This is a genomic window from Pseudomonas sp. GD03858, from assembly GCF_029840925.1.
In the GTDB taxonomy this organism is placed as follows: Bacteria; Pseudomonadota; Gammaproteobacteria; order Pseudomonadales; family Pseudomonadaceae; genus Aquipseudomonas.
The window spans coordinates 1-21,063 of sequence record NZ_JAOCDM010000100.1; the positions used below are offsets into that span (position 1 = coordinate 1).

Below are 21,063 nucleotides of genomic sequence, written 5' to 3' on the forward strand. Positions count from 1 at the left end.
CCAACGTCTGCAGGTGACCACCCAGGCGCGCCAGCTCGACGCTGGACGCCGCGGTCTCGTCACTGGCGGTGGCGGTCTGCTCCGACACATCGCGCACATTCAGGATGCTGCGGCTGATCTCCTCGGCCACGGCGCTCTGCTGCTCGGCGGCGGCGGCGATCTGCTGGTTCATCGACTGGATGTTCGACACCGTGCGGGTGATGTTCTCCAGCGAGTCACCGGCCTTGCGGGCCAGCTCGACGCTGCTGTCGGTCAGGCTGCGGCTGCCGTTCATCACCTCGGCGACCTGCTGGGTGCCGTGCTGCAGGCTGGCGATCAGGCCTTCGATCTCCTCGGTGGACTGCTGGGTGCGCTGGGCCAGGCCACGGACCTCGTCGGCCACCACGGCGAAGCCTCGACCGGCTTCACCCGCGCGAGCCGCTTCGATGGCGGCGTTGAGCGCCAGCAGATTGGTCTGCTCGGCCACCGACTTGATCACGTCCATGACGCTGCCGATCTTCTGGCTCTCCTGCTGCAGCAGGGTCATCGCCTCGGTGGAACGATGCACTTCGCTGGCCAGGCGCTCGATCTGGCTGATGGCCTCGCCGACCACCTTGTCGCCGACGCGGGCTTCGTCGTCGGCATTGGTCGCCGCATGGGAGGCTTGCTCTGCGTTGCGCGCAACTTCCTGAACGGTAGCGGCCATCTCGTGCATGGCAGTGGCCACCTGGTCGGTCTCGACCTTCTGGCTGTTGGCGCCGGCGCTGGTCTGCTCGGTCACCGCCGACAATTCCTCGGCGGCGCTGGCGATCTGGGTGACACCGTCGCGGATGCCGGTGATCAGGTCGCGCAGGGTGGTGCCCATGCGCGCGATGCCTTGCTGCAGGGCGCCCAGCTCGTCGCGGCGGGTGACGCGCAGGTTCTGGGTGAGGTCGCCGCTGGCGATCTTGTTCACCACGTCCATGGTTTCGCGCAACGGACGGGTGATCTGGCGGGTGATGATGAACGCGGCCAGCACGCCGACCAGCAGGGCCAGCAGGGTCGCCGCGGTCTGCAGGCTGCGGGCCTGGACGCTCTCGTCGTCGCGGCGCTCGATCTGGATCTTGTACAGGTCGTCGCTGCGCTTGACGATGTCGGCGCCTTGCACGGTCATCTCGGCACGAGCCACACCGATGGCGGCGGTGGCGTCGCGGAACTGGCGCACGGCGTCGCGGTAGGCCATCACGGCGCTTTCGAATTGCTGGATACGCGAGGCCTCAGTCGGCAGCTGGCGCTTGAGGCTGTCGATCTCGCCCAGGGCGTTCTCCAGCTGGCGCAGGGCGGCCTGTTCGGCCTCGCTGGTCAGGTCGGCGATGTAGCTGCGCACGTCCAGGCGCACCTGTACCAGTTGCTGCTTGGCCTTGCTGATCAGCAGGTACTGGGCCAGGCGGTTGGCGTCGCTATCGGTACCCGACAGCACGGCGCTGCTGATCGCTTCGATGGCGTCGTTGGCGCGGGCGGCGGCCTGGTTCATCGATTCGCGGGCGGCGAGGGTGGCCTTGTAGCCCTGGCGCATTTTCTCCAGCGAAACTCGGTATTCACCGATGCTCTGGCCCTGCTCGCGCAGCAGCTTGAGGTTCTCCGGGCTCTTGAAGGTGTTGAGCAGGTGCTGCTGCTGGTTGCCGAAGGCGTCGAGCTTGGCCTGGACATTGGCCGCCGAGGCGTCGTCGCCATTGGTCAGCATCCACTGCAAACGGGCGACGCGCAGGTTGGTCAGGTCGCTGTTGAGCTGGGTGATGTCGCTCATCCAGTTGCTGCGGTTGATCAGGCTGCCCAGGCTGGTCCAGCCGGTCAGGGCCAGAAGCCCGGTCAGTACCAGCACCAGGCCGAAGCCCAGGCCGAGTTTGAGGTTGACGCTGATATTGGCGAACCAGCTGTTCATGCACGCTCTCCCAGAAAATGATTTCGCTCACTTGATCTCAATCGCTGGGCGTTGTTTTTGTCAGAGGGCCCGCAGATTTGTGTAGGACTTATCGGCAAGACCGGGAGAAGCTGAAACGCTTTTTCAGCAAATTTGTAAGCTACTGAAAACGTTTGCTTTTTAGAGGTGGCAAGGGCGCTTCGCCGCCCATTCGCGGGCTTGTCCGCGAATCGGGCGTGAAGCGACCTGGAAATCTCAGAGGCTACGCGCGCTGAACGTGTCGCACTGGTTGACATCGCCACTGGAGAACCCGGCCTTGAACCAGCGTACCCGCTGCTGCGAGGTGCCATGGGTGAACGAGTCGGGCACTACGCGGCCCTGGCCCTGTTGCTGCAGCCGGTCATCGCCGATGGCGTTGGCGGCGTTCAGCGCCTCCTCCACATCTCCCGGCTCCAGCCAGTTCAAGCGTTTTTGCGCCTGGTAGGCCCACACTCCGGCCAAGCAGTCGGCCTGCAGCTCCTGACGTACCAGCAGACCATTGTCGCCCTCCATGCGCTGACCATTGCGGCGCGCCGCGTCGACCTTGGCCGAGACGCCGAGCAGGGTCTGTACATGGTGGCCGATCTCGTGGGCGATCACGTAGGCCTGGGCGAAGTCGCCGGCAGCCTTGAAGCGGGTTTCCATTTCCCGAAAGAACGTCATGTCCAGGTACACGCGCTGATCGCCCGGGCAATAGAACGGTCCTACCGCCGACGAGGCGAAGCCGCAGGCGGAGCTGACCTGGCCGCTGAACAGCACCAGCTTGGGATCGCGGTACTGCTTGCCGGCCTGGGCGAACAGCGCCTTCCAGGTGTCCTCGGTGTCGCCCAGGATCGAGGCGACGAATTCGGCCTGTTCGTCGTTGGCCGGTGGTGCCTTGCTGCCGACATTGGCTGGGGCCGTTTGCTGCTGCTCCATCTGCCCGGCCAGCTGGCCGAGGATCTGCAGCGGGTCCTGTCCGGTGAGCCAGCCAATGCCGACGATCAGCAGGATGGCGCCCAGCCCCAGGCCCTTGCCGCCGCCGAAGCGCATGCCACCGCCGCCGCCCCCTTCGCCGCGGGCATCGACCACGTTGTCGCTGCGTCGGCCTTTTCGCCATTCCATGTAGAGCTCTCCGGTTTGTGAAACATGAAGTCAAAGATTAGTTCAGCGTCGCACAGACCGTCGCCTGCTCGCTGAAACATAACCAAATGGTTATGCCTGTGACCGTCGATTTCAATATTCATCCCAGCGGACCTGCCGGAAACTGCAAGCCATAAATCCAAGAGAGGAAACCGGCATGCCTGCCCAGGACACCAGCCGCTTCGTGATCCGTGATCGCAACTGGCACCCCAAGGCTTTCACCCCCGACTACAAGACCTCGGTGGCGCGTTCACCGCGCCAGGCGTTGGTCAGCATCCCGCAATCGATCAGCGAAAGTACCGGCCCGGACTTTTCCCATCTGCGCTTCGCCGAGCATGATCATGACCTGCTGCTCAATTTCAACCATGGCGGCTTGCCGATCGGTGAGCGCATCATCGTCGCCGGCCGGGTCGTCGACCAGTACGGCAAACCCGTGCCCAACACTTTGGTGGAGATGTGGCAGGCCAATGCCGGTGGTCGTTACCGGCACAAGAACGACCGCTACCTGGCGCCACTGGATCCGAACTTCGGCGGTGTCGGCCGCTGCCTCACCGACCGCGACGGCTACTACAGCTTCCGCACCATCAAGCCCGGACCGTACCCTTGGCGCAATGGCCCCAACGACTGGCGCCCGGCACATATCCACTTCTCCATCAGCGGCCCGTCGATCGCGACCAAGCTGATCACCCAGCTGTATTTCGAGGGAGACCCGCTGATTCCGCTGTGCCCGATCGTCAAGTCGATCGCCAACCCCGAGGCCGTGCAACGGTTGATCGCCAAGCTCGACATGAGCCACGCGAACCCGATGGATTGCCTGGCCTACCGCTTCGACATCGTGCTGCGCGGCCAACGCCAGACCCACTTCGAAAACCGCTGAGGAGGCCCGTCATGCCTATCGAACTGCTGCCGGAAACGCCTTCGCAGACCGCCGGCCCTTACGTGCACATCGGCCTCGCCCTGGAGGCGGCCGGCAACCCGACCCGCGACCAGGAAATCTGGAATCGACTGGCCATGCCCGACGCGCCGGGCGAGCACATCCTGCTTGTCGGCCAGGTCTACGACGGCAATGGGCACCTGGTGCGCGACTCGTTCCTGGAGGTCTGGCAGGCCGATGCCAACGGCCTGTATCAGGATGAGTACAACCTCGAGAACGCGTTCAACAGCTTCGGTCGCACCGCCACCACCTTCGATGCCGGCGAGTGGACCCTGCATACGGTCAAGCCTGGCGTGGTGAACAATGCCGCGGGCGTGCCGATGGCGCCGCACATCAACATCAGTCTGTTTGCCCGAGGGATCAACATCCACCTGCATACGCGGCTGTACTTCGATGACGAGGGCGAGGCGAATGCCAAGTGCCCGGTGCTCAACCTGATCGAACAGCCACAGCGACGCGAGACGCTGATCGCCAGGCGCTGTGAAGTGGAGGGGAAGACGGCGTATCGCTTCGATATCCGTATTCAGGGGGAAGGGGAGACGGTGTTCTTCGACTTCTGATCGAGTCCAATACCCGGCGGTTGAACCAATGGAGCCCCTTTGCGGGCAAGCCCGCTCCCACAGGACTGCTACTTGTGGGAGCGGGCTTGCCCGCGAAGGGGTGAAGAGAGGAGGTCAGCTCAGCCCTTGACCGGGTTCAGGTCGAAGGCGTCCGCCTGGTACTGGAACAGCAGGCAGTCGGCAGCCGCCGTGCAACCACTTTCATGCACCAGGTTCGCCGGCAGCTTGTAGTAGGAACCGGCCGGATATTCCACTCGCTTGCCATCGATCACCGCATAGAAGGTGCCGCTCAGCACCACGGTCGGCAGCGTCTGGCTGTGGGTGTGCAGGCCGTTGTCGGTGCCTTTGCGGAATTTCACGTAGGCCGAGTACGGGCCATTGCCGAACAGGTCGCCTTCGACATTGGCGTAGCTGACGGCGCCTTGGGTGCCGCTTACGGCCTGCCATTGCAGGGTGGTGCTGTCCGGAACCGAGACCAGCTTCTCGCCAGTGGCGTTGGCGGTGGTGGCAAGCGCGGCCATCGTCAGGCCGGCGAACATCGCGTGCAGTGCTTTCATGGGGGAGGCTCCTTCGCCAATTGACTGTGCGGCGAAGGTTAAACGTTCACATCGTGCACAAATACGCCATGTGTAAGCCATGACCTGTGCATAAAAAGCACATATCAGCTCAGCCAGCGTGGCTCGGCATAGTAAGCCTGCGCATAGTCGAGCAATGCCCGCACCTTGGGCGCGAGGTAGCGGCTTTGCGGGTAGACGGCGTAAAGGGTGCGTGACGGCAGGGTCCACTCCTTCAGCACGGGCACCAGGCGCCCGTCGCGCAGGGCATCGTGGACGATGAACCGATCGAAGCTGGCGATGCCAAGCCCACCAATGGCTGCCGCGCGCAGGGCGATGGGCGAGTTGGCACTCAGGCGCCGGGGCATCAGTACGTCTTGCCGCTCGCCACCGGGGCCGGTGAGCTGGAGTCGTTGTGGATGCAGCAGTTGGTTGAAGCCAAGCAGTGGGTGGGTGGCGAGCTCATCGGGGGTGGCTGGGACGCCGTGCCGTTCCAGGTACCCGGGGGCGGACACCAGCACCACTTCGCTGACCGCCAACTGGCGTGCGACCAGGCTGGAGTCGGGTAAGTGGTCGGTAACCCTCAGGCAGACGTCGATGTCTTCTTCGAGCAGATCGATGAAGCGGTCACTGCAATGCAACTCGATCTGCAGCTGTTCGTGGCGTTGCACGAAATCCGGCAACCAGCGCCCTAGCTCCAGTTCGCCGAACGCAGTGGCCACGCCCAGGCGCAAGGTACCGGTGGGTTGCCGCTGGTGCTCGGACAACTCCAGGGTCATCGCCTGCATCTGCTCGAGGATCTGCACGCAATGGCGGTAGAACAGCGCGCCGGCCTCGGTCAGTTGCAGGCGGCGGGTCGTGCGGTTGAGCAACTGGGTGCCGAGATGGCGCTCGAGGTTCTTCACCTGGCGCGACAGCACGGTATGGGAAATGCCTGCCTGGCTGGCCGCTGCGCTGAAACTGCCGAGGTCGACGACCCGGCGGAAGGTGTGCATGGCGCTCAACTGATCCATCGGTACATCGCTCCTGATGGCGAGTGGCGGGGCCATGGCGGCCCCGCCCTGGTGCGAGTCAGCGCCGCACCAGCAGTACCCCGCTTTCCATGTGGTGGGTGTAGGGGAACTGGTCGAACAGGGCGCAGCGTTCGATACGGTGGCTATCGTGCAGCTGGGCGATGTTCTGCGCCAGGGTCTCGGGGTTGCAGGAGATGTACAGGATGCGCTCGAAGCGGCGAGTCAGCTCGCAGGTATCCGGGTCCATGCCGGCGCGTGGCGGGTCGACGAACACCGTGCCGAAGTCGTAGCTTTTCAGGTCGATGCCTTCCAGGCGGCGGAACGGGCGGACCCCGTTCAGGGCCTGGGTCAGTTCCTCGGCCGACAGACGCACCAGGCGCACGTTGTCCACGCCGTTCTCGTCGAGGTTGTGCAGCGCGGCGTTGACCGAGGTCTTGCTGATTTCGGTGGCCAGCGCCTGGCGCGCGCGGGTGGCCAGCGGCAGGGTGAAGTTGCCGTTGCCGCAGTACAGCTCCAGCAGGTCGTCCGCACGCTCGCCCATGGCCTCGAAGGCCCAGCCGAGCATCTTCTGGTTCACCGCGCCGTTGGGCTGGGTGAAGGCGCCTTCGGGCTGGCGGTAGCTGAAGGTGCGTCCGGCGATGTCGAGTTTTTCCACCGCGTAGTCGCGGCCGATCACCACGCGCTTGCCTTTCGAGCGACCGATCACGCTGACGCCGAGGTCGCTGGCCAGCTGCTGCGCGGCCGTTTCCCAGGCCTCGTCCAGCGGACGGTGGTAGCACAGGGTGACCATGGCATCGCCGGCCAGGGTGGTCAGGAACTCCACCTGGAACAGGCGGTTGTTCAACGCTTCGCTGGCTTGCCAGGCGGCCTTCAGGCGCGGCATCAGTTCATTGATGCGCTGGCTGGCGATGGGGAAATCGTCGATCAGGATCGCCTTGTGCTTCTCGCCCGGGGCGAACATCGCATAGTGGCGCTGGCCGTCCTCGCGCCACAGGCGGAATTCGGCGCGCAGGCGATAGTGTTCGCGGGGCGAGTCGAACACCGCCGGCTCCGGCGCGTCGAACGGTGCCAGCAGTTCGCCCAGGCGGGCGGCCTTGGCCGCCAGTTGCGCATCGTACTGGGTGGGGTCGAAGACGGCGCTCATGCGGGGAACCAGCCCAGTTTGATGACGAACAGGATGGACAGGATCACCAGCGCCGGGTTCAGGTCGTGGCGACGACCGGAGATCAGCTTGATGGCGGTCCAGGCGATGAAGCCGAAGGCGATGCCGTTGGCGATCGAGTAGGTCAGCGGCATGGCCAGGGCGGTCACCACCACCGGCGCGGCTTCGGTGACGTCGTCCCAGTTGATCTCGGCCAGGCCCGAAGCCATCAGCACGGCGACGAACAGCAGCGCCGGGGCGGTGGCGAAGGCCGGCACGCTGCCGGCCAGCGGGGCGAAGAACAGGGCCAGCAGGAACAGCACCGCCACCACGATGGCGGTGAGGCCGGTGCGCCCGCCAGCGCTGACGCCGGCGGCGGACTCGATGTAGCTGGTGGTGGTCGAGGTGCCGAGCAGGGAGCCGGCCATGGCGGCGGTGCTGTCGGCGATCAGGGCGCGGCCCATCTTCGGCATGTGCCCGTCCTTGCCCATCAGGCCGGCGCGCTTGGCCACGCCGATCAGGGTGCCGGAGTTGTCGAACAGGTCGACGAACAGGAAGGCGAAGATCACGCTGATCAGGCCGACGTCCAGCGCGCCCTTGATGTCCAGTTGCAGGAAGGTCGGGGCCAGCGACGGCGGCATCGACACCACTCCGCCGAACGGGGTGACACCCATGGCGATCGAGGCCACGGTCACGGCGAGGATGCCGATCAGCACCGCGCCGCGTACTTTCATCGCTTCGAGCGCGACGATCAGGAAGAAGCCCAGGGTGGCGAGGACCGGCGCTGGCTTCGCGAGGTCGCCCAGGCCAACCAGGGTGGCCTGGTTATCGACGACGATGCCGGCGTTATGCAGGGCGATCAGCGCCAGGAACAGGCCGATGCCAGCGGCGATGGCCGAGCGCAGCGGCAGCGGGATGCTGTTCACGATCCACTCGCGGATGCGGAAGATCGACAGCAGGAAGAACAGCACGGCGGAAAGGAACACCGCGCCCAGGGCCACCTGCCAGGTGTGGCCCATGTGCAGGACCACGGTGTAGGTGAAGAAGGCGTTCAGGCCCATGCCCGGCGCCAGGGCGATCGGGTAGTTGGCGATGATGCCCATGGTCACCGAGCCGATGGCCGCGGCAAGGCAGGTGGCGACGAACAGCGCCCCCTTGTCCATGCCGGTCTCGCCGAGGATGCTCGGGTTGACGAACAGGATGTAGGCCATGGCCAGGAAGGTGGTGACGCCCGCGAGAATCTCGGTGCGCACGTTGGTGTTGTGTGCTTTCAGTTGAAACAGCCTTTCCAGCATGCCTGCTCCCAGGGCGCCCTCGCGCCGTGAATGTATCGACCCCAACAGCAAAGCACAGACCATACCGGGTGCCATGGTTTTGTGTGGGGCGGAAAAAAGCCGCGCATCATACCAGCATGCATGGCGGGGGCCTATGGCCATTGGGGAGACGGTTTTCGTTAGCCTGTGCCGGCCCTTTCGCGGGCAAGCCCGCTCCCACAGGTATTCCACAAGCCCCTAGTGTGGTGTTTCACAAATAACGACCATAACTCGCGGCGCTTTTTGCGCTCATGCGGCGTTGTCGCTCCTCGCCGTAGCTGGGCTACGACTCGTCGCGACGCCTTGCCTGAGCGCAAAAATCGCTCGCGAGTTATTGGTCGTATTTGCAAAACACCATACTAGCGGGGATTGGCCACCGCGGCCGGTACCTTGAGCACCAGCAGGCCACCCAGCACGATGGCCAGCGCCAGCACTTGCAGGGCCAGCCCCGGGCTGGCGGCGGTGTCGCGCATCCAGCCGATCAGGTAGGGCGCCAGGAACGAGGCGATGCTGCCGAACGAGCTGATCATGGCGATACCGGCCGCCTGGGCGCTGCCGGCCAGGAATGCCGGTGGCAGCTGCCAGAACATCGGCAGGGCGGCGCTGGCGCCCATGCCAGCGAGCACCAGACCAGCCATCACCAGCAGCGCATCGCCAGGCGCCACGCCCGCCAGGGCGATGCCAGCGGCCGCCATCAATAGCGGGACGCACAGGTGCCAGCGGCGTTCGCGGTGACGGTCGGAAGAGCGTCCGCAACCGAGCATGAACAGGCACCCGGCCAGGTACGGAATGGCGCTGAGCAGGCCGACCTGGCCGTCGCTGTCGATCCCGGCGGCATGGATCAGGGTCGGCATCCAGAATGCCAGGGTGTTGACCGCCAGCATCACCGCGAAGTACACCGCCACCAGCAGCCATACCTGCCGATCGCCGAGCAGGCCGCGTATCGAACTGATGGGTTTGCGCCGTTCCTCGCCAGCTATTTCCTCACGCAACGCGCGCTTCTGTTCGGCATCGAGCCAGGCAACCTGTTCGAAGCTGTCCGGCAGAGCCTTGAGCACCACCAGCCCCAGCAGCACCACCGGCAGCCCTTCGATCAGGAACATCCATTGCCAGCCCCGCAGCCCACCAAAGTCGTGGAACGCCTGCAGGATCCCGCCGGACAGCGGCCCGCCCACGACCCCGGCCAATGGTACGGCGATGGCGAACAGCGCGGTGATCTGCGCCCGACGCCGGGCCGGGTACCAGCGGTTGAGCACCACGAGGATGCCGGGGAAGAAACCGGCTTCGGCCACCCCCAGCAGAAAGCGCAGGGCATAGAACCCCGCCGCGTCCTGCACCCACATCATGCCGGTGGACAGCAGGCCCCAGACCACCATCAGGGTGGCGATCCAGCGCCGCGGGCCGACCCGCTCCAGGGCCAGGTTGCTGGGCACGCCGAACAGCGCATAGGCGACGAAGAACAGCCCGGCGCCCAGGCCGTAGATGGTGTCGGAAAAACCCAGGTCGGCGCTCATCTGCATCTTGGCGAAGCCGATGTTGATGCGGTCGAGGTGGGCGAACAGGTAGCACACCAGCAGCAGCGGCATCAGCCGCCAGGTGACGCGTGAATGGGTGCTGCGCGAGACATCGGAGGGCGTGGCGACGCGGGTGTCGATCGTGTTCATGGTCCGGGCCGTTCTTGTTGTTGTCCCGGAAGATCATGCGACGGTGCGTGGGGCTGGCAAATGCACTTTCAGCAAGTTGGCTGGTATTTTTCCCGGCCGTTACAGTTGCGAGCAGTTGCCCATCTGGCGGTAGTCGACCTCGCGAGTCTGACCCTGGCGGTCGACGTAAACCATGTGCGCGGTACCCACCTGGCAGTCGGCGTCATTGCTGGCTGGGGTGATGGAGATGACTTTGGCGATGTCCAGCGGCATGCCGTACTCGTAGTGCGTGGCTGCCGAGCTGCCGGCGCTGGTGTCGGCGAAGGCGGTGAAGGAGGCAAGAGCGCCGCAGAGGGCGACGAGGGCAAGCGAACGTTTCATGACAGGCTCCTTGTTTTGCGGGAATGCCTAATGATCCATTCATTTGTGTTTCACAATAAATGGGCTATTCCGTGATAGATTCCTGCTTCTAATGCATGAATGAATGAGAGCGCCAGCCCTATGGATATGCTGCATGCGATGCGCACCTTCGCCCGGGTAGTGGAGTGCGGCAGCTTCGCCGCCGCCGCCCAGGCCCTGGATATTTCCGCGGCGCAGGTGTCGCGGATCGTCGCCGAACTGGAAAACCAGCTGCAGACGCGCCTGCTGCACCGCACCACCCGACGTCTGCGCATGAGCGAGGCGGGCGAGCGCTTTCTCGAGCGCACGCGGCAGATCATGCTGCTCACCGAGGAGGCCATGGATGAAGCCCGTGGCGCGCACCTCACGCCACGTGGCCACTTGCGTATTCACTGCACCCATGGCCTGGGCCTGCTGATGATGCCGCTGGTGGCGCGCTACAACGCCACGTGCCCCGAGGTGGTGATGGAGCTGACGCTGTCGCAGCGCAACCCCGATCCGCTGGCCGAAGGGCATGATGTGGTGATTGCCATCGGCCAGGGCTTGCCGGACTCGCAACTGATCGCCATACCATTGGGCAGCATCCACAGCATTCTCTGCGCGTCTCCCGATTACCTCGCCCGCCACGGTGTGCCAAGGCAGCCGCAGGACCTGCACGAGCATGTCTGCCTGCGCACGGTCGATCCGCTGTTCGAGGAAGACTGGTCGTTCGAGGGCAGTCCCGACAGTTGCGTGATCGTGCCTCAGGACACCTTCCTCACCAATGTCGCCGACGCCATGCTCAGGGCCACCGAGCTGGGCATGGGCGTGGGCCTGCTGCCTTACTACTCGGCGAGCCAGGCGATGGAGGATGGGCGGCTGTGCCGGCTGTTGGCGCCGCACCGGCTGCGTCAGCGGGAGATCTATGCGATCTACCCGTCGCGGCATTACCTGGATGCCAAGGTGCGTACCTGGCTGGATTTCCTCAAGGAGCAGCTGCCGTTGCTGTTCGCCGAGCATCAGCGAGTGGCGGATGAGCCCCGCTACTGGCGGTGACACCCGTGGGAGCAGCCGTCTAGCCAGATTCCCTGTGGGAGCAACTGTCTTGCGCAATTTTTAGAATCTGGCGCGCTCCCACAGACTCAAGCTGCGCGGCGCCTCAGCGGCTGTCCTGGTCTTCGGCTGTTCCACCTGACGCGCCAGCCCCGCTGCCGGTGGCTTCGCCCGTGCTGTTGGAGCCACCGGCGGCGCCGTCGGCGGCATCGGAGTCGCTGCTGTCGTTGTCCTTGCTGCCGTCATCGGCGGTCTTGCCCTTGGGGTGATCGCCCGACGCGTGTTCGCTGCGCGCGCGGCCATCATTCATGTCGGTGGCGGCCAGGCTGGCGGTGGAGGCGCTGCCAAGGATCAGGGCAAGCAGCAGGACGAGAGGGCGGTTGCGGGCCATGGTGAGTCTCCTGTCGGCTGGACTGTCATGGCTTTGGCCTTTGCACAGAGGCAAGGGTGCCCGCCGGGTGACGGGCGGTATGCACAGGGGCCTTGCGGCCCCGTGGCGGTCAGTTGGCGTCCGTGCGGGGCGCCTGTTGCACCGACGCGCCGTCCATTGCGTCCAGCGTCGGATGTTCCTGCGCCGCGTGCATCAGGTCCTCGGTCACGCGCAGCTCCGCGCCGGTGGGCGAGAACGTCGCGGTGGGCGCGAACGGCGCCGGGTGCTCCGGCGCTGGCCGCTTGCCACGGCGCCACAGGAAGAAGCCGACCATGGCCAGGTTGATCGCGGCGAACGCCCAGAACAGCCCGACCTCGCCGTACGACGTCATCATGGGCGAAATGGCCAGCGGCGCCATGGCCGAGCCCAGCGAGTTGATCAGCAACAGCCCCTGGATCATCGGTACCAGGGCATCGGCCGGGGCACGATCGGCGGCGCTGCTGACCGCCACCGGGTACAGCGCGAACACGCCGCCCCCGAGCAGGAACAGCAGGGCCGGCAGCAGGGCCGTGTCGGCTGGCAACAGCACGATCAGCAGCGACAGCACGGTGCACAGCGTGGCCAGGGCGATCAGCACGTCCTGGCGGTCCTTGCGGTCCGACCAGCGCCCCACCGGGTATTGCAGCAGCATGGCGCCGAGGATCACCCAGGCCATCATGGTGCCGACTTCGCCCACGTCCAGGCCGATGCGCTGCAGGTACAGCGGCAACAGGGCGTAGATCCCGGCGATGGCCACGCCCGAGCCGAAACAGCCGACCAGGCCGGTGGGCGCCACGCCCAGCAGCTGGCGGGGCTTGAGGGGTTCGACCTGATCCAGTAGCGGCGACACCCGTGGCAGGATCACGATCGGCAGCACCGACAGCGTGGCGAGCATGCCCGCCAGCATGAACGGCGCGCTTTCGCCCAGGCCCGTGATCTCGCCCAGCGCGGCCTGGGCGATGACCCCGGCGCCATAGAAGGCGATCATGTACAGCGCCAGCAGGCGGCCGCGTATCTTGGCGTCGCCGGCCAGCAACAGCCAGCTTTCGATGACCAGGAACACGCCCACCGCGGCCCAGCCGTTGATCAGGCGCAGCACCGCCCACCAGGTGGTGTCGTAGAACAGCCCCTGCAAAAGGATGGTCGCGCCGATCAGCGCGGCGAAGCTGCTGTAGGCGCGGATATGGCCGATGCGCAGGATCAGCCGGTCGTTGAACACCGCGCCGAGGGTCAGGCCGATGAAATAGGCCGACGAGACGATGCCGATGGTGGTGGCCGATTCTCCGGCCGCGCCCAGGCGCAGGGTGGTCAGGGAAGACAGGAAGCCATTGCCCAGGGCAATGATGAACAGGCTGAGCAGGGGTGCCAGCGCCATCGCCAGCAAACGCGGAGACATACGTACCTCAAGGTTGGAAAACGCCGATATGCGCCTTCTCGGGCGTGCGCCGCGGGATGTGCGACCTTGGCAAGATTCAACCGCGGGGCCTGTTGTGCGAAGGCCGGGCGGGGGCGGTTGAGCCTGTGGCACATGCGCGATGTGGTGAGGCGCGGACGCGTTCCTTGCGGGCGGTTGCCACCGGGTAGGGCGACGGGCGAAAAGGAGGCGGAATTTTACGGACTGTGCAGGATTTGCCAAGGGGTAGCAGCCTGCGACGAGAGGCCGCAGGGCAAGCCACGGGGGGCTGGGCCGGTCAGCAGGAGGGCTTGGCGTGGACGGCGTCCGTCTGCTGGGCCGTGGCGGGGCGCTGCTGGTCGCTTGCAGCGAGGCGCTCGGCCATCTGCTGACGCTGCAGCGCCCATTGCTCGCTGCGCTCCCTGAGGCGGTCGGCGCCACCTTCGGCGAAGGCCGAGGTGGCCGAGATCGCGGCCAGCAGGGCCGCGGCGTAGGCGATGGTCTTCATCACTGAGGTCTCTCTCATCTAACCTGGAAAGGCGGCCGCGGGGCGGCCGGGTCGAGGCCAGCATGCGCGGTGCGGATTTCCCCAGGATTAACTGAGTGACCACTCAGCGGAGGAGCATCTGCTCGTGTGTCCAGCCGTGCTCGGTGAGGACCATGGCACGGGTTTCCTCGATCGGCTGGGTGGCGCTGGCGACGGCCAGCCCCAGCCCCGGGATGCTGGCCTGCACCGTGGCCTCGCCGGTCCAGCCCGGCAGCTCGGCGACCCGATAGCGGTAGGTCACCTGCGCCTGGCGGCGACCGCCGTGCTCCGTCGGCTCGTTGAAGCCCGTCACGCTGGTGACTTGGGCCTTGCCCAGACAGAGTCCGCCGACGGTGCCGCCGTTCTTGGTCCGGTGGGCGTCGGCCTTGAAGTAGCGGCGGCCCTCGTCGGTCAGGTCGTAGGCGTAGTAGATATCGGTACGTGCCGGTTGCCACAGGCGTTGCGGTACTTCGGTGCGGCCGACCTCGCGCTCGCTGACCACCCCGACCTGGGCCAGCGCGTGCAAGGCCTGGTTGGTGCCCTGCAGGTCGAAATCGCGGGTGCGGGTGGGGAAGGGGCTGATCACGAAACAGTGCGGGTACTGGGTGTCGAGGTAGGCCTGGGCGGCCTGGCGCAATTCGGCGTCGCTGGGCTGGCGATTGTCGGAGCAGCCGAGCAGGGTCGCCAGCAGCACGGCTGGCGCAACGAGCGTCCTGTTCATCGTAAAGCTTCCTTGTGTGGCCAAGTACTGGTTCGCGCACCGGGCCGAGCGCGGTGCAACGGGATTAGAACCTGCGGGCCAGAGCGGCTGCAATCGTGGCAAGACGACATGTCGGCGGATGGCGGCCCGGCAAGTTGCCGGGGCTCATCCATACTGCTCTGATCCGCCCTGGCGTGGCCGGGGCATGCACGGAGAGGAATTGGCGATGGCCAAGGCGGCTGGCAAGAAACCTGCGGGCAAGGCATTGGAGAAACTCGGGCGCAAGACCTACGAGGCGCAGCTCAGGCGCCTGCATGTGGAGCTGGTCAAGCTTCAGCAATGGGTGGTGGAGAAGGGCCTGAAGGTGTGCATCGTCTTCGAGGGGCGCGACGGCGCCGGCAAGGGCGGCACCATCAAGGCCATCACCGAGCGCGTGAGCCCGCGGGTGTTTCGCGTGGTCGCGTTGCCAGCACCCACCGAACGCGAGAAGACCCAGATGTACGCCCAGCGCTATCTCACCCACCTGCCGGCGGCGGGCGAAGTGGTGATCTTCGACCGCAGCTGGTACAACCGCGCCGGGGTCGAGCGGGTGATGGGCTTTTGTACCGACGAGCAGGCCCACAAGTTCCTGACCGTGGTGCCGATGTTCGAGCGGATGATGGTCGAGTCGGGGATCATCCTCGTCAAGTACTGGCTCGAGGTCAGCCCCGAGGAGCAGGCCCGCCGCCTGCAGGACCGCATCAACGATGGGCGCAAGCTATGGAAGCTGTCACCCATGGACGTCAAGTCCTACAACCGCTGGGACGATTACACCCGTGCCCGCGACGACATGTTCGCGGCCTCCGATTCGTCCTGGGCGCCTTGGTTCATGGCCCATTCGGACGACAAGCGCAAGGCGCGACTGAACATCATCAGTCACCTGTTGCAGCAGATTCCCTACAAGGACCTCAGCGACGCGCACAAGGTCGCGCTGCCCAAGCGCGGCAAGATCGGCAAGTACAAGGCCCAGCCTTATCCGTTCAAGCAGGTGCCGGAGCGCTTCTGAAAGGGGCGATGGGCAGGCGCATGGCACAACGCTCGGTCAGGCCATGGGCCTGCTCGCTGGCGATGATGGCCAGCAGGCGGTCATCCAACTGTCCGGCCGCGAGGCGTTCGAAGCCATAGCGCTCATAGAACGGGGCATTCCATGGCACATCGGCGAAGGTGGTCAGGGTCAGCCAGCGCAAGCCATGCTGTTGGGCGGCCTGCCTTGCCTGGTCGAGCAGGCGCCTGCCCAGGCCCTGGCCCTGGGCGTCCTGCGCGACGGACAGTTCCTGGATATGCAGGGCGGTGTCGGTGACGGTGGCGCACAGGAAGCCCACTGGCCGGTCCTGAGCGTCCACAGCCACCCAGCTGCAACCTTCGCTGATGAAGGCCTGGTGCGTTGCCGGGTCCATCACCTCGCTGTCGGCCAACCAGGCAAGGCGCGGCAGTGACCTGAAAGCCTGGGCGGCGGAGCGCTCGATGGCGGGGAGCAGCACGACATCGCCGCTGAGGGTGGGGCGGATACACATGATTGGCAGGGCACCTGTGAGAGCGGGCTTGCTTCGCCGGAGGAAGGAGTGTGCCAGAACGGCGCGCAGAGGTGTTGCAATGTTAGTGTTATAACGTAACACTTGTGGATCTCCTCCAGCTCAGGGCGCCACCGTGATCCGCAGAAACCCTTCCGGCCACCTCCCGCAAATCGCCGAGTCGGCCTATATCGACCACACCGCCATCATCTGCGGCAAGGTGATCATCCAGGACAATGTGTTCGTCGGTCCCTACGCGGTCATCCGCGCCGACGAAGTGGATGCCAGCGGCGACATGCAGCCGATCGTCATCGGCGCCAACTCCAATATCCAGGATGGCGTGGTGATCCACTCCAAGTCCGGCGCGGCGGTGCGCATCGGCCAGTACAGCTCCATCGCCCACCGCTCCATCGTGCATGGCCCGTGCGAGGTCGGCGATCGGGTGTTTATCGGTTTCAACAGCGTGCTGTTCAACTGCAAGGTCGGCGATGGCAGCGTGGTGCGGCACAACTCGGTGGTCGATGGTCGCGACCTGCCGCCGCGCTTCTACGTGCCGCCCACCGAGCACATCGGCCCGCATACCGACCTGGATCGCTATCCGCCGGTCAGCGTGTCGGCGTCGGAGTTCTCCGAGGACGTGGCACGCACCAATATCGATCTGGTCCAGGGCTACAAGGCCCTGCAGAACGAGTTCTGAGCATGGACACGCTACTGGTGCGCAACGCGCGGCTGGTCAATGAAGGGCGTGAGTTCGAGGCCGATCTGCTGGTGCGCCATGGGCGCATCGAGCGGATCGGCGGCATCGACAATGCCAGGGCCGCGCTGGAGATCGATGCCGACGGGGCCTGGCTGTTGCCGGGCATGATCGATGACCAGGTGCATTTCCGCGAGCCGGGGGCGCCGCACAAGGGCAGTATCGCCAGCGAGTCGCGGGCGGCGGTGGTCGGTGGTATCACCAGTTTCATGGACATGCCCAACACCAATCCGCCCACCCTCGACCTGGAGGCACTGGCAGACAAGAAGCGGCGGGCGGCGCAGAGTTCGCGCGCCAACTACGGCTTCCACTTCGGGGTCAGCCGCGACAACCTCGACATCATCGCGGCCCTCGATCCGCGCGAGGTGGCCGGGATCAAGGTGTTCATGGGGGCCTCGACCGGCGACATGCTGGTGGACGATCCTCAGGTCCTGGAAAAGCTCTTCATCTACGCGCCGACCATCGTCCTGGCCCATTGCGAGCACACCCCGAGCATCCTCGAGAACGAGCGTGGGTGGCGGGCGCGCCATGGCGAGTTCATCCCTCCGGCGGCGCACCCGTTGATCCGCGATGCCGAGGCCTGCTACCGCTCCTCGAGCCTGGCCGTGGAGCTGGCCCGGCGCTTCGGCACGCGCCTGCATGTGCTGCACCTGACCACCGCGCGGGAGTTGGCCTTGTTCGAGCCCGGGCCGGTGGCCGGCAAGCACATCACCGCCGAAGTCTGCCTGCACCACTTGCTGTTCGATGACAGCGACTACGCCAGCCTCGGCCATTTGCTCAAGTGCAACCCGGCGATCAAGACCGGTACCGATCGCGACGCGCTGCGCCAGGCCCTGGCCTGCGATCGCATCGATGTGATCGGCACCGACCATGCGCCGCACACCCTGGAGGAAAAACGCCGGGTCTATACCCGCGCGCCGTCGGGGATGCCGCTGGTGCAACACGCCTTGCCGGCGGCCCTGGAGCTGGTCAGCGAGGGCGTGCTGAGCATGGCCCAGGTGGTGAACAAGACCAGCCATGCGGTGGCCGAACTGTTCGCCATTCGCGAGCGCGGCTTTTTGCGCGAGGGGTACTGGGCCGACTTCGCCATCGTCGAGCGTCTGGGCAGGCCTCGGGCGGTGGCCGACGACCCGGTCCTGGCACGCTGTGGCTGGACGCCGTTCATGCACCGTGGCTTCCACCATGTGGTCCGCAGCACCGTGGTGTCCGGTCAGCTGGCCTGGCACCGCGGCAGGCTGCGCGAACAATGCCAGGGGTTGCCCTTGATGTTCGACCGTTGATCGAACCCACGCGGGCGCTGGTTTGCCCGCGCAAGCGGCGCAAGGCGCCGCCAGACCTTCCGGAGTTTTACCCATGACCGAAGAACAGCTGTTGCAACAACCCGGCACCGCCTACATGAACGAACCCCAGCGGCAATTCTTCCGCAACCTGCTGCTGAACCAGCGCGGCGAGTTGCAGACCCGCATCGAGCAGGAGTTCCGTGCCCTGCGTGAGCAGGAAGTGCACAGCGACCCCGCCGACATCGGCAGCGCCGAGGAAGAACGCCACTGGCAACTGCGCTCGCTGGAACGGGAAAAGAAGCTTCTGGACAAGATCGACCAGGCGCTGGAGCGCCTGGCCCGGGGCGATTACGGCTGGTGCGAGGAAACCGGCGAGCCGATCGGTCTGCGCCGCCTGCTGCTGCGGCCCACCGCCACCTTGTGCGTCGAGGCCAAGGAGCGCCAGGAACTGCGCGAGCGGCACGTGCGTGACGATCTCTAGTCGGCGCTCAGGCCTTGGGCCTGCAACTGCCAGCGCACCGCGCTGACACCTTTCTCCAGGCTCACCCGGCCGACCAGGCGCTCCAGCTGGGTCGGCGCCTGCGGCGTGCCGAGCAGCTCGGCGCGGACTTCCAGGCGCGCCGGGTCGGCCAGGTCCTCGCTGTGCAGCGACTGCAGGCGCAGGCCCGGGTCGCTGAGGCTGTGCAGCATCAGGCTGCGCACCTGGATCTCGTCCTCGGCGCGGCAGACGATGCGTACCTCGTAGCGCTGCTCCACCTCGCTGGCCGGCAGCACGTCCTGGCGATCCAGGCGCTGGGCGAGGTCGCGCAGCAGGATGTTGGCGCACAGCACCACCAGGCTGCCCAGCGACGCTTCCAGCAGCAGCCCGAGGCTGCACAGCACGCCGACGGCGGCGGTGCACCAGAGGGTCGCGGCAGTGTTCAGGCCGCGCACGTTGAAGCCATCGCGCATGATCACGCCACCGCCGAGAAAGCCGATGCCCGATACCACGTAGGCGGCGATGCGCGAGGCGTCGGTGGGCGCCATGCCCGGTACCGCCTGGGTCATCAGCACGAACAGGCAGGCGCCGGTGCTGACCAGGGCGTTGGTGCGCAGGCCGGTCAGGCGCTGGCGCAGTTGACGTTCGGCACCGATCAGGGCACCGAGCAGCAGGGCCACGCTGACGCGCAGCAGAAAGATTTTCCAATCCATAGCGAACTCCGTTGCGCGGGCAATGCCCGCGTGAGCACCGCGCGATGACGGTGCGATTGAAAACGAGGAATGCGCAGGACCACGCGCCATGCCAGGGCAGGGCGGGAAAAGGAGGGGTGCTCGGCCGCGAAGGGCTGAAGGAAACCACCGTCTACCGTGTGCGGCGAGACAGTGGCAGGAATGCTGCCGGACTAGCTCGCCGTGTGGGCCTGTCGCAATCGACTGGGGCTACTGTCCAATGCAGGGAACTCCTGTGTGAGGGAACGCTTGAGTGCGCGGCGGACCATACGCCTCGACCCGCACAGGGTCAAGGCGTTAATCATGACAATTGCGTTACGCCAGGCGCTGGCAGACATAAGCCTGGGTGCGGTACGGGAAGGCGATACGGTCGCGGCCTTTCAGGTCTGGATGCTGGTCGATCAGGGCTTGCAGCTGGCCCATGACCTTGTCCTGTTCGACCTGGGGCAGGGCGGCGATGAAGCTGACCGAGCGCAGGCGTTCGAGGATCACGGTCTGCGGGCTGCCTTCATGCACGTGGGGCAGGGTGGTCAGTTGCGGCGCGCTGAACCTGTCGCCAGCGAAGGCGTCCCGCCAGCGGCCGGTGTGAAAGCGCGGGGTGTCGCCTTCGTAGGGGGTGATGATCTCGGTGATCCGCGCCACCCAGTCCACCGTCTCGTCGCGCACGTTCCAGATCAGCCCGAGACGGCCACCGGGGGCGAGCACCCGGTGCATCTCGGCCAGGGCTTCGGCGTTGGCGAACCAGTGGAAAGCCTGGGCGCAGACCAGCACCTGCTGGCTGGCGTCGGCCAGCGGGATGTGCTGGGCGGTGCCTTCGAGGACCGGGACATCGGGCAGCCGCTCGCTGAAGCGCTCGCGCATGGCGGCCACTGGCTCCACCGCCGTCAGGCGTGGAGCCAGCGCGGCGAGCAGGCGGGTGAACTTGCCGGTGCCGGCGCCCAGGTCGAGTACTGGGGTGCCGGCGTCGATGCCCAAGGTGTCGCGCAGCCAGCCCTGCAGGGCGACGGGGTAGTCGGGCCGTCCCTGCTCGTAGTTGCTCGACTGACGGGTATAGCCGGCGCTGGCCGAGACGTGCACATCCTTCATGGAAAATCCCTCCGAGTGAACTGCCGGCAATGTTACCCTTGCGCCTTTCGTTGCCAAACCCCGGATCGACTCATGCTGTTCAATCTCGCCGTGCTGTTCGGCACCTTGGTGGCCATGGAGGGCGTCGGCACGCTGGCCCACAAGTACGTCATGCACGGCTGGGGCTGGTGGCTGCACCGCTCGCACCATGAGCCGCAACTGGGCGTGCTGGAGACCAACGACCTGTACCTGCTGGCCTTGGGCCTGATCGCCGCGGGGCTGGTGGCGCTGGGCAAGGCCGGGCATGCGCCGCTGCAATGGGTCGGCGGCGGGGTGGCAGGTTATGGCCTGGCCTATGTGCTGGCCCATGACGGTTTCTTCCACCGCCACTGGCCGCGAGCGCCGAAGCCGGTCAACCGCTATCTCAAGCGCCTGTACCGGGCGCACCGCCTGCACCATGCGGTGAAGGGGCGCCAGGGCAGCGTGTCGTTCGGCTTCTTCTACGCACCGCCATTGCGCGTGTTGAAGCAACAGTTGAAGCGGCGGCG

The 21,063-nt window shown here is 65.9% G+C and carries 23 protein-coding genes; 8 read left to right on the plus strand and 15 right to left on the minus strand.

Annotated elements, in window-relative coordinates; all coding sequences use genetic code 11:
• Both N5D48_RS20705 and N5D48_RS20710 read right to left on the minus strand, forming a co-directional pair.
• Positions 1-1,900: methyl-accepting chemotaxis protein (locus N5D48_RS20705; RefSeq protein ID WP_279887626.1), on the minus strand; the 1,900-nt coding region annotated here is incomplete at its 3' end.
• 234 nt (positions 1,901-2,134) lie between these two features.
• Positions 2,135-3,022, minus strand: coding sequence for a neutral zinc metallopeptidase (locus N5D48_RS20710; protein ID WP_279887627.1), 888 nt, complete (start codon positions 3,020-3,022; stop codon positions 2,135-2,137).
• 175 nt (positions 3,023-3,197) lie between these two features.
• Between N5D48_RS20710 and pcaH the strand changes: the two genes are divergently transcribed.
• Positions 3,198-3,917 (plus strand): protocatechuate 3,4-dioxygenase subunit beta, encoded by a 720-nt coding sequence (gene pcaH / locus N5D48_RS20715; protein WP_279887628.1) that lies wholly within the window; start codon positions 3,198-3,200, stop codon positions 3,915-3,917.
• Positions 3,918-3,928: 11 nt separating this feature from the next.
• Entirely contained in the window at positions 3,929-4,534 is a 606-nt protein-coding gene (gene pcaG / locus N5D48_RS20720; RefSeq protein ID WP_279887629.1) for a protocatechuate 3,4-dioxygenase subunit alpha, read from the plus strand.
• A gap of 119 nt (positions 4,535-4,653) precedes the next feature.
• Here pcaG and N5D48_RS20725 read toward each other — a convergent pair whose 3' ends face one another.
• From N5D48_RS20725 to N5D48_RS20750, 6 genes are all read right to left on the minus strand, one after another.
• The gene (locus tag N5D48_RS20725) at positions 4,654-5,091 is read right to left on the minus strand and encodes a cupin domain-containing protein (RefSeq protein ID WP_279887630.1); all 438 of its coding nucleotides are present in this window, start codon (positions 5,089-5,091) and stop codon (positions 4,654-4,656) included.
• A 104-nt stretch (positions 5,092-5,195) separates the two neighbouring features.
• Positions 5,196-6,101, minus strand: a complete 906-nt coding sequence (locus N5D48_RS20730; protein WP_279887631.1) for a LysR family transcriptional regulator — start codon at positions 6,099-6,101, stop codon at positions 5,196-5,198.
• A gap of 58 nt (positions 6,102-6,159) precedes the next feature.
• Positions 6,160-7,245 carry a tRNA (uridine(54)-C5)-methyltransferase TrmA gene (trmA, locus tag N5D48_RS20735; protein WP_279887632.1) on the minus strand — a complete coding sequence of 362 codons (1,086 nt, stop codon included), beginning with the start codon at positions 7,243-7,245 and terminating at the stop codon, positions 6,160-6,162.
• Positions 7,242-8,537 (minus strand): NCS2 family permease, encoded by a 1,296-nt coding sequence (locus tag N5D48_RS20740; RefSeq protein WP_279887633.1) that lies wholly within the window; start codon positions 8,535-8,537, stop codon positions 7,242-7,244. Before N5D48_RS20740 ends, trmA begins: the two co-directional genes overlap by 4 nt.
• A 377-nt stretch (positions 8,538-8,914) precedes the next feature.
• The gene (locus N5D48_RS20745; protein WP_279887634.1) at positions 8,915-10,219 is read right to left on the minus strand and encodes an MFS transporter; all 1,305 of its coding nucleotides are present in this window, start codon (positions 10,217-10,219) and stop codon (positions 8,915-8,917) included.
• 99 nt (positions 10,220-10,318) lie between these two features.
• Positions 10,319-10,579, minus strand: a complete 261-nt coding sequence (locus N5D48_RS20750; protein WP_279887635.1) for a DUF2790 domain-containing protein — start codon at positions 10,577-10,579, stop codon at positions 10,319-10,321.
• A 120-nt stretch (positions 10,580-10,699) separates the two neighbouring features.
• Here N5D48_RS20750 and N5D48_RS20755 point away from each other — a divergent pair, with 120 nt between their 5' ends.
• A complete protein-coding gene (locus N5D48_RS20755) occupies positions 10,700-11,632 on the plus strand; it encodes a LysR family transcriptional regulator (RefSeq protein WP_279887636.1) in 933 nt (310 codons plus the stop codon).
• 103 nt (positions 11,633-11,735) lie between these two features.
• Here the strand turns inward: N5D48_RS20755 and N5D48_RS20760 are convergent, their stop codons facing one another.
• The 4 genes from N5D48_RS20760 to N5D48_RS20775 all read right to left on the minus strand — a co-directional run bounded on the left by N5D48_RS20760 (position 11,736) and on the right by N5D48_RS20775 (position 14,678).
• Complete coding sequence (locus N5D48_RS20760) at positions 11,736-12,020, minus strand: hypothetical protein (RefSeq protein ID WP_279887637.1); 285 nt, start codon at positions 12,018-12,020, stop codon at positions 11,736-11,738.
• 109 nt (positions 12,021-12,129) lie between these two features.
• Positions 12,130-13,434 (minus strand): MFS transporter, encoded by a 1,305-nt coding sequence (locus N5D48_RS20765; RefSeq protein WP_279887638.1) that lies wholly within the window; start codon positions 13,432-13,434, stop codon positions 12,130-12,132.
• Between the two features lie 295 nt (positions 13,435-13,729).
• Positions 13,730-13,939 carry a hypothetical protein gene (locus N5D48_RS20770; protein ID WP_279887639.1) on the minus strand — a complete coding sequence of 70 codons (210 nt, stop codon included), beginning with the start codon at positions 13,937-13,939 and terminating at the stop codon, positions 13,730-13,732.
• A 103-nt stretch (positions 13,940-14,042) separates the two neighbouring features.
• The gene (locus tag N5D48_RS20775) at positions 14,043-14,678 is read right to left on the minus strand and encodes a hypothetical protein (RefSeq protein ID WP_279887640.1); all 636 of its coding nucleotides are present in this window, start codon (positions 14,676-14,678) and stop codon (positions 14,043-14,045) included.
• Between the two features lie 205 nt (positions 14,679-14,883).
• On the opposite strand from N5D48_RS20775, the gene ppk2 reads away from it, so the two are divergent.
• A complete protein-coding gene (gene ppk2, locus N5D48_RS20780) occupies positions 14,884-15,702 on the plus strand; it encodes a polyphosphate kinase 2 (RefSeq protein ID WP_279887641.1) in 819 nt (272 codons plus the stop codon).
• Here ppk2 and N5D48_RS20785 read toward each other — a convergent pair.
• Entirely contained in the window at positions 15,677-16,210 is a 534-nt protein-coding gene (locus N5D48_RS20785) for a GNAT family N-acetyltransferase (RefSeq protein WP_279887642.1), read from the minus strand. The two genes, ppk2 and N5D48_RS20785, sit on opposite strands and share 26 nt — an antisense overlap.
• Positions 16,211-16,343: 133 nt before the next feature.
• On the opposite strand from N5D48_RS20785, the gene N5D48_RS20790 reads away from it, so the two are divergent.
• The 3 genes from N5D48_RS20790 to dksA all read left to right on the plus strand — a co-directional run bounded on the left by N5D48_RS20790 (position 16,344) and on the right by dksA (position 18,722).
• The gene (locus N5D48_RS20790) at positions 16,344-16,904 is read left to right on the plus strand and encodes a carbonate dehydratase (protein WP_279806257.1); all 561 of its coding nucleotides are present in this window, start codon (positions 16,344-16,346) and stop codon (positions 16,902-16,904) included.
• Positions 16,905-16,906: 2 nt separating this feature from the next.
• Entirely contained in the window at positions 16,907-18,241 is a 1,335-nt protein-coding gene (locus N5D48_RS20795) for a dihydroorotase (RefSeq protein WP_279887643.1), read from the plus strand.
• A gap of 73 nt (positions 18,242-18,314) precedes the next feature.
• A complete protein-coding gene (dksA, locus tag N5D48_RS20800; protein WP_279887644.1) occupies positions 18,315-18,722 on the plus strand; it encodes an RNA polymerase-binding protein DksA in 408 nt (135 codons plus the stop codon).
• On the opposite strand, the gene N5D48_RS20805 is transcribed toward dksA, so the two are convergent.
• Positions 18,719-19,432, minus strand: a complete 714-nt coding sequence (locus tag N5D48_RS20805; RefSeq protein WP_279887645.1) for an MgtC/SapB family protein — start codon at positions 19,430-19,432, stop codon at positions 18,719-18,721. The genes dksA and N5D48_RS20805 overlap by 4 nt on opposite strands.
• Before the next feature lie 333 nt (positions 19,433-19,765).
• Entirely contained in the window at positions 19,766-20,536 is a 771-nt protein-coding gene (locus N5D48_RS20810) for a class I SAM-dependent methyltransferase (protein ID WP_279887646.1), read from the minus strand.
• A 72-nt stretch (positions 20,537-20,608) separates the two neighbouring features.
• On the opposite strand from N5D48_RS20810, the gene N5D48_RS20815 reads away from it, so the two are divergent.
• Positions 20,609-21,063: sterol desaturase family protein (locus tag N5D48_RS20815; RefSeq protein ID WP_279887647.1), on the plus strand; the 455-nt coding region annotated here is incomplete at its 3' end.

Coding starts and splice junctions, on each gene's coding strand:
- N5D48_RS20710 (WP_279887627.1), bottom strand. CDS start 3,022: ATGGAATGGCGAAAAGGCCGACGCAGCGACAACGTGGTCGATGCCCGC.
- pcaH (WP_279887628.1), top strand. CDS start 3,198: ATGCCTGCCCAGGACACCAGCCGCTTCGTGATCCGTGATCGCAACTGG.
- pcaG (WP_279887629.1), top strand. CDS start 3,929: ATGCCTATCGAACTGCTGCCGGAAACGCCTTCGCAGACCGCCGGCCCT.
- N5D48_RS20725 (WP_279887630.1), bottom strand. CDS start 5,091: ATGAAAGCACTGCACGCGATGTTCGCCGGCCTGACGATGGCCGCGCTT.
- N5D48_RS20730 (WP_279887631.1), bottom strand. CDS start 6,101: ATGGATCAGTTGAGCGCCATGCACACCTTCCGCCGGGTCGTCGACCTC.
- trmA (WP_279887632.1), bottom strand. CDS start 7,245: ATGAGCGCCGTCTTCGACCCCACCCAGTACGATGCGCAACTGGCGGCC.
- N5D48_RS20740 (WP_279887633.1), bottom strand. CDS start 8,537: ATGCTGGAAAGGCTGTTTCAACTGAAAGCACACAACACCAACGTGCGC.
- N5D48_RS20745 (WP_279887634.1), bottom strand. CDS start 10,219: ATGAACACGATCGACACCCGCGTCGCCACGCCCTCCGATGTCTCGCGC.
- N5D48_RS20750 (WP_279887635.1), bottom strand. CDS start 10,579: ATGAAACGTTCGCTTGCCCTCGTCGCCCTCTGCGGCGCTCTTGCCTCC.
- N5D48_RS20755 (WP_279887636.1), top strand. CDS start 10,700: ATGGATATGCTGCATGCGATGCGCACCTTCGCCCGGGTAGTGGAGTGC.
- N5D48_RS20760 (WP_279887637.1), bottom strand. CDS start 12,020: ATGGCCCGCAACCGCCCTCTCGTCCTGCTGCTTGCCCTGATCCTTGGC.
- N5D48_RS20765 (WP_279887638.1), bottom strand. CDS start 13,434: ATGTCTCCGCGTTTGCTGGCGATGGCGCTGGCACCCCTGCTCAGCCTG.
- N5D48_RS20770 (WP_279887639.1), bottom strand. CDS start 13,939: ATGAAGACCATCGCCTACGCCGCGGCCCTGCTGGCCGCGATCTCGGCC.
- N5D48_RS20775 (WP_279887640.1), bottom strand. CDS start 14,678: ATGAACAGGACGCTCGTTGCGCCAGCCGTGCTGCTGGCGACCCTGCTC.
- ppk2 (WP_279887641.1), top strand. CDS start 14,884: ATGGCCAAGGCGGCTGGCAAGAAACCTGCGGGCAAGGCATTGGAGAAA.
- N5D48_RS20785 (WP_279887642.1), bottom strand. CDS start 16,210: ATGTGTATCCGCCCCACCCTCAGCGGCGATGTCGTGCTGCTCCCCGCC.
- N5D48_RS20795 (WP_279887643.1), top strand. CDS start 16,907: ATGGACACGCTACTGGTGCGCAACGCGCGGCTGGTCAATGAAGGGCGT.
- dksA (WP_279887644.1), top strand. CDS start 18,315: ATGACCGAAGAACAGCTGTTGCAACAACCCGGCACCGCCTACATGAAC.
- N5D48_RS20805 (WP_279887645.1), bottom strand. CDS start 19,432: ATGGATTGGAAAATCTTTCTGCTGCGCGTCAGCGTGGCCCTGCTGCTC.
- N5D48_RS20810 (WP_279887646.1), bottom strand. CDS start 20,536: ATGAAGGATGTGCACGTCTCGGCCAGCGCCGGCTATACCCGTCAGTCG.